We start from the raw sequence: 12,868 nt of genomic DNA on the forward strand, positions 1-12,868 counted from the left end.
CGTTGGTAACGCGTTACCGAACCTGTTACCGCCCGGAGGGGTCGGCGGGGCCTCGTCGGGAGCCTGTTGCGGGTTTCGCCTGGTCCGGTGCTTAGCGACCCGCTTGCGGGTCTCCTCCCGGCGGGCCTCGACGTCCGCCCGCGTCGGGTTCGAGTCGGCCCAATCGTGGAACCGGTAGCCGCGCTCCCCCTGCTCGGTCGCTGCTTCCCACAAGCCAGCCGCCTGCAACTTACCCGCGAGTAGCTCGCGCGAATCGTGTCGACGGACGACCTCGGACGGCACGAACCCGTCAGTCAGGTTGCGCGCCGCCCACGCCCCGCACAGCGTCCAGAGGCCCATCGCGGCCACCCGCTGACGGCCGAGGGCACGCACCTTCCGGTGCTCCGGGAGCCCGTCGTCGACCTTGAACCACGCCATCAGGCGGCCTTTCTGGGAGCGCGGGGAGCCCGCCCCTGGGGAGCAGGGGCGGGCTCGGTCCACGCGAGGAGTTCGGACAGGCGTGCGTCCACCGGGACGAGCGCGGCGAGGGTGAGGCACCACGTCCACACCCAGTACGGGTCACCGTCGGACAGCCGCTCGGCCTCCGCGTAGGCGTCGAGCGCCTGGCCGGGCTTGCCGTCGTGCACGGCGTACACGAACGCCAGAGCGGCGGGGACCAGCGCATCCGACTTCGGGTGCCCCGTGGACGGGATCGGGCGCGCAGGGCGGCTCACAGCACACCCCCGACCGTCGCCACGGTCTCGACGGGCCGCGGCTTCCGGTGCAGCGGCTCGGCGAGCTGGACCACCTCGACCGCGAGCGGAGTGAGCCGACCGTCAGCGGCCAGCCCGCGCCGGGTGAGCGCCCGCACCGTCAGTGGGTGGGTGCCGTCCGGCAAGGCCGGGAGCGGCAGCACGTCCCCCGGCTGCGCGGACGCGAGCGCGGCGCGGACCGGGTTGACGATCGCCGCGCGGGCACGCCTCGTCAGCGGCCGGAACAGCCGGTCCGCGGCGAGCATCCGCGTGAGCAGCTCGACGCCCGTCGGGGTTGCGAGCGGGTGGGCCGCGGTGGCGGCGTCCAGGGGCTCGCGCTCGACGACCTGGCAGGTCCCGAACAGCGGCTCGGGCTGGTCGCCCTGCTCCCGCAGCCGCTCGACGAGCGCCGGGTCCACAGCGGTCATGTCGTCCCCTCGGTCAGGGCGCGGACGGTGCGGCAGGGCCACTCGAATCCGCAGTCGGTGCACCAGTCGTCCTGGCGCTGGTGGAGGGCGAGGGCGGCGGCGATGCGCTCCCCGCGGCGGTCCAACTCGGCGATCAGGGCGTCGTAGTGGGCCCAGAACGCGCCCGCTGGAGATGCCGGTTCGGCGCACTGGCGGGAGATCTGGACGAAATCGGCGACCAGGTCCTCGGCGGTCACGACGGCTGGCCCGTCGGCTGCGCCTTGAGCGCGGCGAGCAGCTGCTCGGCGTCGGAGTAGGTGACCTGCCCGTACGAGGTGATCTCCCGACCGAGGACCCCGGACGCGTAGTCGAGGCGGTTGCCGATCTCCTGCTCGCGGATCAGCGCGAAGATCTCCCGCTGCTGCTCCTGGTCCATCAGCCGGTCGGCGGCGGCCGCGGGGCCGGTGAGCTCGGCGGCGGTCGGGGCGGGCTGGTCGACGACGCGGGTCATGCGGCCGGTGGCCACCGGGTTGTCGGTGTGCGCCATCTCGTCCTCGGAGTAGACCGCGGCGAGGTCCTGGGGGAAGGCCTTGCGGATCGCGAGGGCCTCGGCGCACTTCGCGATCATGTGGGCGCTCTTGTCCTGCCACATCTTCGTGAGGCGGGTGACGTTGTCCCACGTCTTCGTCTGGGCGTACTCGCGGAACATCGCGACGCCCCAGGTGGGCTCGTCGCGGTCGTCCCGCAGGATCCCGACCCGCGCGGCGGCGGGGGGCTCCTCGGCGAGCCACACGTCCACCCAGACGCCATCGGGTCCGCACCACTGGGGGGCGGTCTGCCCGCGGTAGTGCGGGTTGCGGGCGGCGACGAGCCGGAACCCGTCGATGCCGGTCTGGATGGTCCACTTCGTGGTCTTGTCCGCGCCGCGGCCCTCGGAGCGGGGGATCATGTAGATCTGCCGGGCGAACGGGTCCAGCCCGGTGCGGGCGCACACGTGGTGGAAGACGGCGAGGTCGCCCTCCGGGGCGTCGGCCACGCCGATCTGAGCGAGGGTGGCCCGCTGCGCCGGGGTCCACGCCTGCTGGTGCATCGCGAGGGTGCCCGCGGGCTCGACCTCGACGGTGGCGATCTCGGTGGTCACTGGGCACTCCCGATCAGGTCGTCGTACTTGTGGGTGAGGTAGCCGGGCAGCGCGAGCGGCTGCGGGGCGTCCGGGCTGTAGCCGGGCCAGTGGTTGGCCTCGGTGCAGTCGCGGTAGATCTCGCGGGCCTGCCGGTTGAGCTCGCGGCCGTAGGCCATGGCCTCGGGGTCCGGGTAGGTCACGGACACGAGGTAGGGGGCGACCTTCTCCTGCGCGATGAGCACGAAGATGGGTTCCAGACCGCCGTTGAGGCCGAGGGCGGGCCAGGCGTCGCAGTACCAGGGGGCCTGCTGGTGGTAGCCGTAGCGGGCCATCGAGCGGGCGAACGCGCCCGGCTCGGCGTCGTCGGTGGTCTTGTAGTCCACGACGATCGGCCGCTCGCCCTCGTCGACGTCAGGGATCCGGTCGGCCATCACCCGGCACATCACCCCCGTTTCGGGGTCCCGGTAGACGAGCACGAGCTCGGAGCGTCCGGGGCGGGCGAACAGCGGCCCGGCGACTGGATGGCGGCGGGCCGCGGCGACCATGTCCCGAACTCGCATGGCGTCCTTCGTCAGCAGCGGTGTCGCCCCGACAGCGCGGGCCTCGGCCGCGGCCTCCTTGGCGGCGTTCGTGCGCCAGTCCTTCGCCGCGATCTCCGCGATCGGGTCACCGACGCCTAGGAGCTCGGCATGCGCGGCGCGGCCGAGGTCGAACGCGTCCGTGTCGGGCCGCGGGTGCTCGCGGTTCCACGCGAACAGGGCGGGCGGGTTCGGCGGGGTCAGCATCCGCGCCCCGGTCGAGGACAGCGAACCGCCCTCGACCGGGTCCCGCTGGTACCGGGCGGGCGTGACGTCCTCGTAGACGCCGGGCTCGGCGATCATGCTGCGCTCCTGGTGTTGGGTCGGTCGGGGAACCCGGGCGGCCGCCACGCCGTGTCGACCAGCCGCCAGGTGTGGCCGGCGGTCGCGGTGGGGGTGAGGACGGGCTTCGGGGACGGTTTGCGGCCCTGGATGGCGTGGGCGCGGGAGCAGAACCGGCGGAGGGCGTAGTGCGTCCAGGACTCGTTCCGGCGCTTCGGGAACGGGGCGGCGCACACGTCGCAGGTCCGGTCCGTCCGGGCGGCGGCGGTCATGCTGCGCGCCTGGCGGGGAAGCCGGGGTGATCGGTGGCGGCCTTCCGGGCGCGCCGGTCGCCCTCGGCCTGGGCGCGGTAGAACGCCCGCCGCCACGCGGCGGCGGTGATCCCGACCCGGGTGTGGAAGTCGACGAAGCGGACGAGGCCGCGGTGCCGGTCCCACTCCTCGAGGATCTCGTCGCGGGAGCGGTAGATCCTGGTGGGTGGGGGGCGGCGGGCGCCGACGGCGACGCGGTGGGCGTCGAGGCAGGGGTCGCAGGCGAGGTCGCCGGCGCGGACGTGCCGCTGGTAGGCGGCGTCCGTGCCGCACGGGAGGAGCTCGCGGACGGCGGCGGTCATCGCGCACCGGCCATGCGCACGAGCCCGGCCAGGTGGTCGGCCACCGCGATCGCGTCCGCGGCCGTGCGCTCGCGTCCTTCGACCCACGTGTCCTGACCGGTGCGGACGCGGAACCGCCAGGGCAGGATCCCGCCGATCCGGATGTGCTCGCGGGTGACCTCGGCACGGCCGACGGGCACCGGCCGGTACCCGCGGCTCATGCGGCACGCTCGCGGAGCTGGCGGGCGCAGTCGCGGAGCGCCTGGACGACGTCGGCGGCGGCCTGCGGGCGGCAGCGGTCGCACGGGCACGCGGCGTCGCGGCCGTCGAGCCAGTCGAAGATGCCGTCGACGTGCGCGTGGCCGAGGTGCTCGGCGAGCGCCACGTACGCGGGGTGTGCGCCGTGCGCGTGGGGTCCGAACCCGGCGACGTGCTGGGCGCCGTCCACGGACGGTGTGCCGCAGACGATGGCGATGGCGCCGGCCACGTCGGTGGGGTATCCGGGCAGCCAGGTGCTGGAGGGGTCGCCGGTGACGGGGTTGAGGTAGTGGGCGGAGTGCGCGAGGCCGTGGGTCTCGATGATCGTGGCGGAACGATCGAGGATCTGATCGGTTGTTGCGCTATTCGGGTGGATCTCGCGGGTCTGAAGCAACCTGCGGGATAGCGTCGACATGACGTACTCCCTGTCGGGGGGATGGCGTTGGATCGGATTCGGGGCTCTCACCGTTGGCGCGGTGGGGGCCCCTCGGTCTGTGTCAGGCCGGTGGCCTGGTTTCGGCGATCAGCCGGTCCACGGCCTCGCCGATCTCCTGGTCGACTTCGTCCCGGGCTTCCCGCAGGACCGCGGCGAGTGCCCGGTCTGCTGGGTTGCTGGCGCGGCCGAGGTCGTCGAGGAACGCGTCGTCGTCGAGGACCTGCGCGAGGTCAAGCACCTCGACCCGACCGGCTTGGCGTGGCGGTCCTGGCCGGTACCGGCGGCAGTCGCAGAACGCACAGTCCGTCCCGGCCCGGTAGTGCTCGTGGGCTTCACCGACGTGCCCGCAGGTGCAGGGCCGCGCGGTCTGCACCTCCGAGTCCCCGAACGGGTTGAGGACCAGGGCCACGACCCCCAGGACGAGGAGGACCAGCCCTGCGATCACCTCGCGGCTCACATCTCCTCCAGCGCGGTGACGGCGGCGATCAGGTCGGCGGCGGGCGAGACCGGCAACGGGGTGAAGGTGCCCTCCCATGCCTCGACCAGGGCGCGGGCGGCACCGATGACGGCGACGGCCTCGGCCGACCCGACCGACACGATCTTGTCGACCGGTGCGGTCGCGACGGCTAGCCGGACGAGGGCCCCGTGCGCGGCACACACCCGGGCAGGCCGCCGGTCTGCGTCGGGGATGCAGTCACAGCCGTCCTCGCCGATCGCGCGGGCCATCTCGATGATCGCCGCAGCGTGCTCGGACGGGGTCATGAGGTCACCTCGTCGATCTCCTCGTCGGAGATCCCGAGGACGTGGAGCGCCTGCCGGACCTCAAGGTCGAGGCCGTCCGGGGTGTCGGCGAACCAGTAGTCGTCGTCCAACGACTCCAGGATGAAGACGAGGGCCTCGCCCCGCGCGGTACTCACAGCTCCTCCCCGGCGAGGATCCGGCGGGCCGCGACCAACGCGAGGCAGTCGCCGCGCACGTCGGTCAGGCACCGCCCGGCCGCGTGGTCGGGGACGGTGGCCTCCAGCTGAAGGATGAGGCTGGTGCGGGGCTGGCCGTCGGCGACCTCACGGAGGAGGAGCGTGTCGATCGCGTCGCCGATGACCTGCTGGTCCTCGATCGTCGTGGCGGTGGTCATCGGGTCGTGGCTCCTCGGAGGGTGATGCGCGAGCGGCGGGCCGCGGCGCGGGTCAGGCGGTGACGGGGCCGCGGCGCGGTGACCGCCAGCCCCAGGACGACGACGAACACGAGGGCGTCGAGCGCGAGCGCCGCGCACAGCACGCCGGTCACGCCGCAGCCCTCGTCAGGTGCGTGCGGAGGGCCTCGATCCCCTTGACCGTGATCCGGATCTGAGGCGGGTCGAGCACGAGCTCGCCCGTCCGCGGGTGGTAGTGCGACATCGGCATCTCAGACAGGCGGCCGGTCTCGATCGCGGTCTGGTAGGTGCGCCAGCGGCCGTCACCAGCGCCGCGGTAGATCCACCGCAGCTCGCTGAGCAGCGTGTACAGCCGGTTCTGGCCTATCTTGATGGCCGAATCGCGGGACAGGATCTTCGCCGCGTCCGCGACGAGGAAGTCCCCGTCCGCGGTCGCCAGCGTGTTCCACGACGCCGCAGCCGGTTCGAGCTCCGCGACCTGCGCCTGCGTGGCGACGAGCTGCCGGGCGGTGGCCGCGAACTGCTCGGCCATCGCCAGCACACCCGTGGGGGTCGTGATGTCCGGGAGGGCCGGGGCGGCGCCGTACTGGCCTGTGCGGCGGATCTGGGGGAGGACCTCGTGGGTGATCCACCGCTTGAAGGCCTTCGCCTCCGGCTTCCTGCTGCGGAGGATCAGCGAGTAGAGGCCGGGCTCGTTGACCGTCGCGAGGCTCTGCGGGCCGCCGAGGGTCTCCACACTGTGGAGCCCCCTCTCGTCGTCGTCGAGCAGGGCGACCGAGCTGTGCGGGTTCGCGATCGCGAGGACAGCGCAGACGTCGGCGGCGACGAACCACGGCTCGCCGTCGAGCACGACGGTGCGGACGTCGGTCGAGCCGTAGGAGAACAGCTCGACGGCGCTCACGCGGCGGCCTCCCGCCGGGCCTGCTCCTCGTCGATCCACCACGCCGGGATCCGGATCAGGCGGCCGAACATGCGGTGTGGGATCTCGCCGCGCTTAACCAGCTCGATGACCTGCCGGTAGCCGACGCCGATCGACTCGGCGACCTCGCGGGCGTCGTAGAAGGTGCGGGGGAGGGGGGCCGGTGAGGGCCGAACGGGTGACATCTGAGAACTCACGCTGCGCTCCGGGTCTGGACGGATCGGCTAGCGCTCCTTGACGGCATCGGCACGAAGAGGTCGCGCACGCTGCGACGCAGGGACCTCGCGATCAGCAGCGCGGTGCTGGCGTCGGTGGCCTGGCCGTTGAAGACGAGGTGGATGTTCTGGCGGGTGCACTCGGCCAGACGTGCCAGCTCGCCGTAGGTGAGGTCTCGTTCCTCCCGTGCCTGCTCCAGCAGGACGGGGTCACGCGGCTTCTTCAGGGGCATTGAGGGGCTCCGGGGGGGCTGCTCCGTTGGCTTGACGACCCGAACAGTGGCACTTGACGAAACCTCTGTCAAGCGACGCTAGGCGATCCGGCTAGCGTCTCTCGACGCGTAGCGCGTGACCTTCGCGCGACGAATTAACAGGTCAGATAGGGTCCGGCCGTCCAAATCGCTTGACGACGAAATAGGTTCGGCCGTCTAGCCACAGGCAGCGCCGTAGCCGCCCGACCAGCGATAACCGTAGTGAGAGGGTCTCCGTTGACCGACCAGCACAGCACAGGCGACGGTGACGATGTGGCGACGCTTCAGGTCCTCATCGGGACCCGCATGGCCGAGCGTGAGTGGTCATACTCCGACCTGGAACGACGCAGCCGAGGAGCCCTCACGAAGGGCCGCTGGCAACAACTCGCCAAGGGCGTCGACCTCCGCCGCCTCCCCGCACCCGACTCCATCATGGTCATCGCCGAGGTCCTCGAGGTCGAGCCGACGACCGTGCTGCTCGCGGCCGCCGCGTCCGTCGGCATCCCCGTCCGTCGGACTGGATCGATCCTGGCCCACCTACTCCCCACCGGCACCGAGATGCTCTCCCAGCGCACCCAGGACGCCGTCCTCAACATGCTTCGCGCCGTTGTGTCCGACGCCGTGGACGCACAGCGCCGGATCGACGAGGCCGAGGGGCGCAGCGAGCCGGGCAACGGGCCGCGTGGGTTGCGCGCATTGGGTGATCAGTAGGGCCTTTAGGCCTGAATGGTGCAACGTGGTCGAAGCCACATGGCTGATCAACTACATCGCCGAAATTGACTATTCGTGTCCGCCAAGTAACGCAGCGACGTTGCACCACGACGTTCTTGCCATGACGAACTGGTGTCCACTCCCCATGGGCACGGAGGACGACGCGGTGGTCGCCCTCCTGCTGGACGTGGTCAAGAAGTACGGCGAGCTCAACCTCTGCCTCACCGACCTCGCACCCGGCCAGCTGGCCGACACGTCATGGGGCGACAGCCTCATCGAACTCGCGAGGGACCTCGACGACGACGAACTCCGCGCCGTCCTCACCCGCGAACTGGCCTACCTCCTGCACCACCCTGACGGGGCGGACCGCCAGGACGAGTCGCCCGACCTCGCGGTCGTGCTCCAGTTCCCCGACGACGGAGCCACACTCCGCGAGCTCCGCCGACAGACCGCAGCGGCAGCGAAGGCCGCCGACCCCGGCGAGGACACTGGCTCCGTCCCGGTCCCCGCGCCGCGGCACGCACTCGCCGACGAGGACATCCCGCGCTCCAGCGTGTGGGTGGCCCGCCGCGCCGAGCGCTACTACCGGATCAGCCACCACTAGCCGGAGGACCCCGTGGCCCGACCAATGCTCCCGATCGGCACCCACGGGAACATCAACACCACCCTGATCAGCCCCGCCGGGACCCCGCGGAGCGACCAGGTGTGGGAGGCCCGCTGCCGGTTCCGGGACTACGACGGGCACACCAGGCCGGTCCGCCGCACCGGCCGATCGAAGACCGCCGCCGAGAACGCCCTCAAGGTGGCGCTCGCCGAGCGCAGGCCCACCGCCGGAGCCGTCCTCACCGGCGACTCTCGCCTGTCCGACGCAGGGCGGCTCTGGCTGGAGAAGCGCGAGCAGGAAGCCACCGACGGCGAGATCAGCCTGAATACCCCCGGCCAGTACGAGGTCGCGTGGCGACTGCACGTCGAGCCGTCCATGGGCGGCCTGCGGCTCCGCGAGATCACCGTGGCCCGCTGCGAGGCGTGGCTCCAGGAGCTCCGCAAGCATCGCAGCGCGTCGACCGCGAAGACGGCAAAGACCGTGCTGTCCGGGATCCTCGGCTACGCCGCCCGCATGGGCGCCATGCCGGCCAACCCCGTCCGTGACACCTCCCCGGTCCCGAGGACCACGAAGCGGAAGCCCCGCGCGCTCACCCGCGTCGAGCGGACCACGTGGCTGGCGAAGCTCGAGGAATCGGACAAGGCGCGGCGGTGGGACCTCCCGGACCTGACCCGGATGATGCTGGCCACCGGCGGCCGGGTGGGGGAGGTGCTCGCGCTGTCGTGGGACGACGTCGAGTTCGATACCTCGCGGGTCTGGCTGCGGGCCCGCCTGATCCGGGTGGCTGGGCTCGGGCTGATCCGGGAGGACGGCACGAAGGGCACCCGGGCCGCGGCGACGGTGAAGGCCCGCCGGCTGAAGCTGCCGACGTGGGCGATGGACGTCCTGCGGGTGCGGCAGCTCGACCCGGACCACGCCCGGTCGATCGCGGTTTTCCCGGACTCGAAGGGCGGGTGGCGGGACCCGTCGAACACGCTGCGGGTCCTCCGGCAGGAGCGCGCGGGCATCGAGGGCTTGGACTGGGTGCACACCCACGCGTTCCGGAAGACCGCGCTCACGCACCTGGACACGAAGCAGCTCACGGCGCGGCAGGTCGCCGATGTGGCCGGCCACGCGGACCCGTCGATGACGCAGCGGGTCTATCTGGTCCGGGACGACGTGCACGACGAGGCCGCGGACGCGCTGGAGGACCTGCTGTAGGGCGGGGCCCGGTTACGCCACTGTTTGGGGCGCACCGGACCCGACCTGAACTGACCTAGAGCGACGTATCCGCGCTGGTCAGGTTACCTGCGCCGACCTGGACTGACCGGGACCGGCCACGGGACGACCAATCCGCGGGTTCAGGGTTCGATCCCCTGGGGGCCCACCTCGTCTCGACCTTCGTCGAGTGTCTGGGCTGCGGGGTTGGCCCGGCGGCGGGACCGGTCCGGCTTGCGGGTGTCGGCGGTCGTGGCCGAGACCGGAGACGACCTCGTCAGGCCAGCTTGGGCAGGATGTGCTCGCCCCAGGCGCGGAAGAAGCCGTCGTGGTCGGGGCCGACCTGCTGGACGTAGACCTCGTCGACACCCGCGGCCAGGTAGGACTGGACGCGGTCGAGGTGCTCGGCGGTGTCGTCGCCGCAGACGATCGCCTCGGCGACGGCCTCGCGGGGGACCAGGGACATCGCGTCGGCGAAGTCCTGCGGACGGGGCAGGGTCTGGGCGAGCTGGCCGGGGAGCACGTCGTTGGCCCACAACCGGTGCGCGTGGTCGAGCGCGGCCTCGCGGTCGGTGTCCCAGCAGACCTTCATGCCCGCCTGGACGGGCTTGTCACCGCCGCCGCTCTCACGGAAGGTGCGGGCGAGGTCGGCGTCGGGCAGCACGGTGCAGTAGCCGTCGCCGATCCGGCCTGCCAGCTCGGTGGCCTGCGGCCCGAACCCGGACACGTAGATCGGGACGGGCTGCTCGGGGAGGGTGTAGATCCGGGCCTCCTGCACCTCGTAGTACGTCCCGTGGTGGCTGATCTGCCCGCCGCGGTGCAGCAGCCGGATCAGCTCGACGGCCTCCTCGAGCATCGCCAACCGCACACCGACCGAGGGCCAGGCGTCGCCGAGGACGTGCTCGTTGAGCGCCTCGCCGCTGCCGACGCCGAGGGTGAACCGGCCCTCGAGCTGGACCGCGGCGGTGGCGGCCGCCTGGGCGACCACCGCGGGATGGATGCGGACGGTCGGGCAGGTGACCGCCGTGGTGACGGGGAGCGAGACGGCCTCGGAGAGCGCCCCGATCACCGACCAGACGAACGGGCTCTGGCCCTGCTCGTCGTTCCAGGGATGGAAGTGGTCGGAGATCCAGAGCCGCTCGAACCCCGCCTGCTCCGCCGCCTTCGCCTGGGCGACGAGCTCGCGGGGGCCGTACTGCTCGCAGGACAGGAAGTAGCCGATGCTCGCCATGGGGGAGCGCTACCCGCGAGGTGTCCGGCGAACCGTCCTCGCCGACCGTCCGGCCGCGTCGGTCGTGGCGCCTCGGTCGCGGTGGAGCCTGGCGCGGCGTCGAGGGCGGGCGGCCCTGGACCGGCCCCGCAGGCACTCCGCGCACTACGGGGTCGATCGGGCTCCGGGTGCGGTGATGGGGCTGGTCCGGCGGCCGCGAGCGGGAGCCTTCAGGACGACGTGGACCTCGGTCCGCGGGGGCGCGGGGGGAAGGGAGTCCTCGGGTTCGTCGGCGCGGAGACCGTCGATGAGCAGCGCGAGGATCCGCTCCCAGGCGTGGGGGGCGCCGCCCTGGATGACGCCGCTGACCGCTTCGAGGATGGACACGAAGTCCTCGGGCACGATCCCGGCCCGCAGGGCGCCCGCCTGGTGCGCCCGCTCGATCAGCGTCAGCTGGGTCGTGCGGATGGCCGCGCGGTGGGTGGCGACCTGGGTGGAGTCGGGCAGGCTCAGCGTGAGCGCGTGACAGACGCTGCGGTCGTTGAGCTGCTGGGTGCACAGCGAGTGCAGGTAGTGGTCGACGCTCTCGGACGCCGGCAGCGCCAGCGACTCCTCCAGCAGCGCCAGGTGCTCGTCGGTGCGGTCGACGAGGACGGCCTCGACCAGGCGGACCCTGGTGAAGCGCCGGGTGAGCGTGGCCAGCCCGACGCCGGCCTCCTTGGCGATCTCGGCCAGGGGGACGTCGACGCCCTGCTCGGCGAACACGTGTCGCGCGGCCTCGACGATGCGGGCCTGGTTGGCCGCCGCGTCGCGGCGCAGCTGTCGGCCGTCGGTGGACATGAGCCCAGCGTAGCTCAAATGAAAATATTCGAGCCACTTGTTGCGGGTCGTCGGCCACAGGCTTACGTTGCAAGTGGATCCAATATTTTCACTTGTGGGAGGTGGGAAGATGTCCGATTTGCCCAGGTCAGACGGTCGCGACAGGCAGCTCGTGCTGCTCGTGGCCTGTCTGGCCCAGTTCATGGTGGTGCTCGACGTCGCCGTCGTGAACGTCGCCATCCCGGACATGACGCAGTCGTTGTCGCTGTCGGCGTCCGGCCAGCAGTGGGTCATCGACGCCTACACGCTGACCTTCGGCGGGCTGCTGCTGCTCGGCGGGCGGCTGTCCGACCTGTTCGGCCAGCGCCGCATGTTCCTGGTCGGGGTCACGGTGTTCACCGTCTTCAGCCTGCTGTGCGGGCTGTCGACGAACGAGACCACGATCGAGGTGTTCCGCGGTCTCCAGGGCGTCGGCGGCGCCATCCTGGCACCGACCTCGCTGAGCCTGATCACGGTCGCCTTCACCGACCCGCACGAGCGGGGCAAGGCCATCGGCGCGTGGTCGGCCGTGTCCGCGGGCGGTGCGGCGGCCGGGGTCCTGATCGGTGGGGTGCTGACCTCCGCGCTCGACTGGAGGTGGGTGTTCTTCATCAACATCCCGGTCGGGATCGCGGTCTTCCTCGTCACCGCCTCGGGTGTGCACGTCCCGCGGGTCACCCGGAAGGTGCGTCTCGACGTGCCCGGCGCGGTGCTCATCACCGCCGCCCTGGCCCTCGTGCTCTACGCCGTCATCGGGGTCGCCGGGCGCGGATGGGGCTCGCCCACCACGATCTGGCTCCTCGTCGCGGGCGCCGCCGCGCTGGTCGCGTTCCTTCTCGTCCAGGCCCGCTTCGCCGCCGACCCGCTGCTGCCCCTCGGCCTGCTGCGCGACCGGCAGCGGGCGAGCGCCAACGTCCTGTTCATGGTCATCGGCGCCGTGATCTTCTTCCTCTACTTCGACGTCTCCGTGCACCTGCAGCGCGTCGACGGCGACAGCCCGCTGCGGGCCGGGCTGTCGTTCCTGCCCGTCGCGCTGGCCACCACGGTCGCCGCGCTCAACGGGCGGCGCATCCTCGCCGTCCTCGGCGCCCGCACGCAGCTGTTCCTCGCCATGGTCCTCGCCGCCGTCGGTCTCGTGTGGATCTCCGGGATCGGGGTGCACGGCGAGTACTGGACGCACGTCGGGCTGCCGATGATCGTCCTCGGCGTCGGGCTGGGCATGTCGTTCGTGCCCGCCACGGTCGCGGCGACCGCAGGGGTGCCGTCCGACCAGGCCGGGATCGCGTCCGGGCTGGTCAACACCAGCCGTCAGGTCGGCGGGGCGATCGGGCTCGCGGCCCTGT

Annotated in this window: 23 protein-coding genes; 4 read left to right on the plus strand and 19 right to left on the minus strand. The window is 72.1% G+C overall.

Annotation, left to right across the window (positions count from 1 at the left end):
- Positions 1 to 416: 416 nt before the first annotated feature.
- From H5J29_RS00925 to H5J29_RS01005, 17 genes are all read right to left on the minus strand, one after another.
- Entirely contained in the window at positions 417 to 713 is a 297-nt protein-coding gene (locus H5J29_RS00925; RefSeq protein WP_181778947.1) for a hypothetical protein, read from the minus strand.
- Positions 710 to 1,159 carry a hypothetical protein gene (locus H5J29_RS00930; RefSeq protein WP_181778948.1) on the minus strand — a complete coding sequence of 150 codons (450 nt, stop codon included), beginning with the start codon at positions 1,157 to 1,159 and terminating at the stop codon, positions 710 to 712. Before H5J29_RS00930 ends, H5J29_RS00925 begins: the two co-directional genes overlap by 4 nt.
- Positions 1,156 to 1,395, minus strand: coding sequence for a hypothetical protein (locus tag H5J29_RS00935; protein ID WP_181778949.1), 240 nt, complete (start codon positions 1,393 to 1,395; stop codon positions 1,156 to 1,158). Before H5J29_RS00935 ends, H5J29_RS00930 begins: the two co-directional genes overlap by 4 nt.
- Positions 1,392 to 2,279 (minus strand): phage recombination protein Bet, encoded by an 888-nt coding sequence (gene bet, locus H5J29_RS00940; RefSeq protein ID WP_181778950.1) that lies wholly within the window; start codon positions 2,277 to 2,279, stop codon positions 1,392 to 1,394. The genes H5J29_RS00935 and bet overlap by 4 nt, the downstream gene beginning before the upstream one ends.
- On the minus strand, positions 2,276 to 3,142 hold the full coding sequence (locus H5J29_RS00945) for a PD-(D/E)XK nuclease-like domain-containing protein (RefSeq protein WP_181778951.1): 867 nt from the start codon (positions 3,140 to 3,142) through the stop codon (positions 2,276 to 2,278). Before H5J29_RS00945 ends, bet begins: the two co-directional genes overlap by 4 nt.
- Positions 3,139 to 3,393 (minus strand): hypothetical protein, encoded by a 255-nt coding sequence (locus tag H5J29_RS00950; protein WP_181778952.1) that lies wholly within the window; start codon positions 3,391 to 3,393, stop codon positions 3,139 to 3,141. The genes H5J29_RS00945 and H5J29_RS00950 overlap by 4 nt, the downstream gene beginning before the upstream one ends.
- Positions 3,390 to 3,734 carry a hypothetical protein gene (locus H5J29_RS00955; protein ID WP_181778953.1) on the minus strand — a complete coding sequence of 115 codons (345 nt, stop codon included), beginning with the start codon at positions 3,732 to 3,734 and terminating at the stop codon, positions 3,390 to 3,392. The genes H5J29_RS00950 and H5J29_RS00955 overlap by 4 nt, the downstream gene beginning before the upstream one ends.
- Positions 3,731 to 3,934 (minus strand): hypothetical protein, encoded by a 204-nt coding sequence (locus H5J29_RS00960; protein WP_181778954.1) that lies wholly within the window; start codon positions 3,932 to 3,934, stop codon positions 3,731 to 3,733. Before H5J29_RS00960 ends, H5J29_RS00955 begins: the two co-directional genes overlap by 4 nt.
- Positions 3,931 to 4,386 carry a DUF6197 family protein gene (locus tag H5J29_RS00965; RefSeq protein ID WP_181778955.1) on the minus strand — a complete coding sequence of 152 codons (456 nt, stop codon included), beginning with the start codon at positions 4,384 to 4,386 and terminating at the stop codon, positions 3,931 to 3,933. The genes H5J29_RS00960 and H5J29_RS00965 overlap by 4 nt, the downstream gene beginning before the upstream one ends.
- An 82-nt stretch (positions 4,387 to 4,468) precedes the next feature.
- Entirely contained in the window at positions 4,469 to 4,864 is a 396-nt protein-coding gene (locus tag H5J29_RS00970; RefSeq protein ID WP_181778956.1) for a hypothetical protein, read from the minus strand.
- Entirely contained in the window at positions 4,861 to 5,169 is a 309-nt protein-coding gene (locus H5J29_RS00975; RefSeq protein ID WP_181778957.1) for a hypothetical protein, read from the minus strand. The genes H5J29_RS00970 and H5J29_RS00975 overlap by 4 nt, the downstream gene beginning before the upstream one ends.
- Positions 5,166 to 5,324: a hypothetical protein gene (locus tag H5J29_RS00980; RefSeq protein ID WP_181778958.1), complete on the minus strand. Its 159-nt coding sequence runs from the start codon at positions 5,322 to 5,324 to the stop codon at positions 5,166 to 5,168. The genes H5J29_RS00975 and H5J29_RS00980 overlap by 4 nt, the downstream gene beginning before the upstream one ends.
- Positions 5,321 to 5,542: a hypothetical protein gene (locus tag H5J29_RS00985; protein WP_181778959.1), complete on the minus strand. Its 222-nt coding sequence runs from the start codon at positions 5,540 to 5,542 to the stop codon at positions 5,321 to 5,323. Before H5J29_RS00985 ends, H5J29_RS00980 begins: the two co-directional genes overlap by 4 nt.
- The gene (locus H5J29_RS00990; protein ID WP_181778960.1) at positions 5,539 to 5,694 is read right to left on the minus strand and encodes a hypothetical protein; all 156 of its coding nucleotides are present in this window, start codon (positions 5,692 to 5,694) and stop codon (positions 5,539 to 5,541) included. Before H5J29_RS00990 ends, H5J29_RS00985 begins: the two co-directional genes overlap by 4 nt.
- Complete coding sequence (locus H5J29_RS00995; protein WP_220186853.1) at positions 5,691 to 6,461, minus strand: BRO family protein; 771 nt, start codon at positions 6,459 to 6,461, stop codon at positions 5,691 to 5,693. Before H5J29_RS00995 ends, H5J29_RS00990 begins: the two co-directional genes overlap by 4 nt.
- Positions 6,458 to 6,664, minus strand: coding sequence for a helix-turn-helix domain-containing protein (locus tag H5J29_RS01000; RefSeq protein ID WP_181778962.1), 207 nt, complete (start codon positions 6,662 to 6,664; stop codon positions 6,458 to 6,460). Before H5J29_RS01000 ends, H5J29_RS00995 begins: the two co-directional genes overlap by 4 nt.
- 8 nt (positions 6,665 to 6,672) lie before the next feature.
- Positions 6,673 to 6,927: a helix-turn-helix transcriptional regulator gene (locus tag H5J29_RS01005; RefSeq protein WP_181778963.1), complete on the minus strand. Its 255-nt coding sequence runs from the start codon at positions 6,925 to 6,927 to the stop codon at positions 6,673 to 6,675.
- 291 nt (positions 6,928 to 7,218) lie between these two features.
- Between H5J29_RS01005 and H5J29_RS01010 the strand changes: the two genes are divergently transcribed.
- From H5J29_RS01010 to H5J29_RS36060, 3 genes are read left to right on the plus strand one after another with little or no spacing between them, the layout of a single operon-like run.
- A complete protein-coding gene (locus H5J29_RS01010) occupies positions 7,219 to 7,656 on the plus strand; it encodes a hypothetical protein (RefSeq protein ID WP_181778964.1) in 438 nt (145 codons plus the stop codon).
- On the plus strand, positions 7,646 to 8,260 hold the full coding sequence (locus H5J29_RS01015; protein WP_181778965.1) for a hypothetical protein: 615 nt from the start codon (positions 7,646 to 7,648) through the stop codon (positions 8,258 to 8,260). The genes H5J29_RS01010 and H5J29_RS01015 overlap by 11 nt, the downstream gene beginning before the upstream one ends.
- Before the next feature lie 12 nt (positions 8,261 to 8,272).
- On the plus strand, positions 8,273 to 9,460 hold the full coding sequence (locus H5J29_RS36060; RefSeq protein ID WP_181778966.1) for a tyrosine-type recombinase/integrase: 1,188 nt from the start codon (positions 8,273 to 8,275) through the stop codon (positions 9,458 to 9,460).
- Between the two features lie 274 nt (positions 9,461 to 9,734).
- On the opposite strand, the gene H5J29_RS01025 is transcribed toward H5J29_RS36060, so the two are convergent.
- Both H5J29_RS01025 and H5J29_RS01030 read right to left on the minus strand, forming a co-directional pair.
- Positions 9,735 to 10,688, minus strand: coding sequence for a TIGR03557 family F420-dependent LLM class oxidoreductase (locus tag H5J29_RS01025; RefSeq protein ID WP_181778967.1), 954 nt, complete (start codon positions 10,686 to 10,688; stop codon positions 9,735 to 9,737).
- 144 nt (positions 10,689 to 10,832) lie between these two features.
- Positions 10,833 to 11,507, minus strand: a complete 675-nt coding sequence (locus tag H5J29_RS01030; protein ID WP_181778968.1) for a TetR/AcrR family transcriptional regulator — start codon at positions 11,505 to 11,507, stop codon at positions 10,833 to 10,835.
- 109 nt (positions 11,508 to 11,616) lie between these two features.
- On the opposite strand from H5J29_RS01030, the gene H5J29_RS01035 reads away from it, so the two are divergent.
- Positions 11,617 to 12,868, plus strand: a 1,252-nt coding sequence (locus H5J29_RS01035) for an MFS transporter (RefSeq protein ID WP_181778969.1), incomplete at its 3' end; no start/stop codon positions are given.

It is taken from the genome of Pseudonocardia pini, assembly GCF_013870575.1.
In the GTDB taxonomy this organism is placed as follows: domain Bacteria; phylum Actinomycetota; class Actinomycetes; order Mycobacteriales; family Pseudonocardiaceae; genus Pseudonocardia; species Pseudonocardia pini.

Excerpts from the sequence above, each read along its gene's own strand:
- H5J29_RS00930 (WP_181778948.1), bottom strand. The coding sequence starts at position 1,159 with ATGACCGCTGTGGACCCGGCGCTCGTCGAGCGGCTGCGGGAGCAGGGC.
- H5J29_RS00945 (WP_181778951.1), bottom strand. The coding sequence starts at position 3,142 with ATGATCGCCGAGCCCGGCGTCTACGAGGACGTCACGCCCGCCCGGTAC.
- H5J29_RS00950 (WP_181778952.1), bottom strand. The coding sequence starts at position 3,393 with ATGACCGCCGCCGCCCGGACGGACCGGACCTGCGACGTGTGCGCCGCC.
- H5J29_RS00955 (WP_181778953.1), bottom strand. The coding sequence starts at position 3,734 with ATGACCGCCGCCGTCCGCGAGCTCCTCCCGTGCGGCACGGACGCCGCC.
- H5J29_RS00960 (WP_181778954.1), bottom strand. The coding sequence starts at position 3,934 with ATGAGCCGCGGGTACCGGCCGGTGCCCGTCGGCCGTGCCGAGGTCACC.
- H5J29_RS00965 (WP_181778955.1), bottom strand. The coding sequence starts at position 4,386 with ATGTCGACGCTATCCCGCAGGTTGCTTCAGACCCGCGAGATCCACCCG.
- H5J29_RS00975 (WP_181778957.1), bottom strand. The coding sequence starts at position 5,169 with ATGACCCCGTCCGAGCACGCTGCGGCGATCATCGAGATGGCCCGCGCG.
- H5J29_RS00985 (WP_181778959.1), bottom strand. The coding sequence starts at position 5,542 with ATGACCACCGCCACGACGATCGAGGACCAGCAGGTCATCGGCGACGCG.
- H5J29_RS01000 (WP_181778962.1), bottom strand. The coding sequence starts at position 6,664 with ATGTCACCCGTTCGGCCCTCACCGGCCCCCCTCCCCCGCACCTTCTAC.
- H5J29_RS01005 (WP_181778963.1), bottom strand. The coding sequence starts at position 6,927 with ATGCCCCTGAAGAAGCCGCGTGACCCCGTCCTGCTGGAGCAGGCACGG.
- H5J29_RS01025 (WP_181778967.1), bottom strand. The coding sequence starts at position 10,688 with ATGGCGAGCATCGGCTACTTCCTGTCCTGCGAGCAGTACGGCCCCCGC.
- H5J29_RS01030 (WP_181778968.1), bottom strand. The coding sequence starts at position 11,507 with ATGTCCACCGACGGCCGACAGCTGCGCCGCGACGCGGCGGCCAACCAG.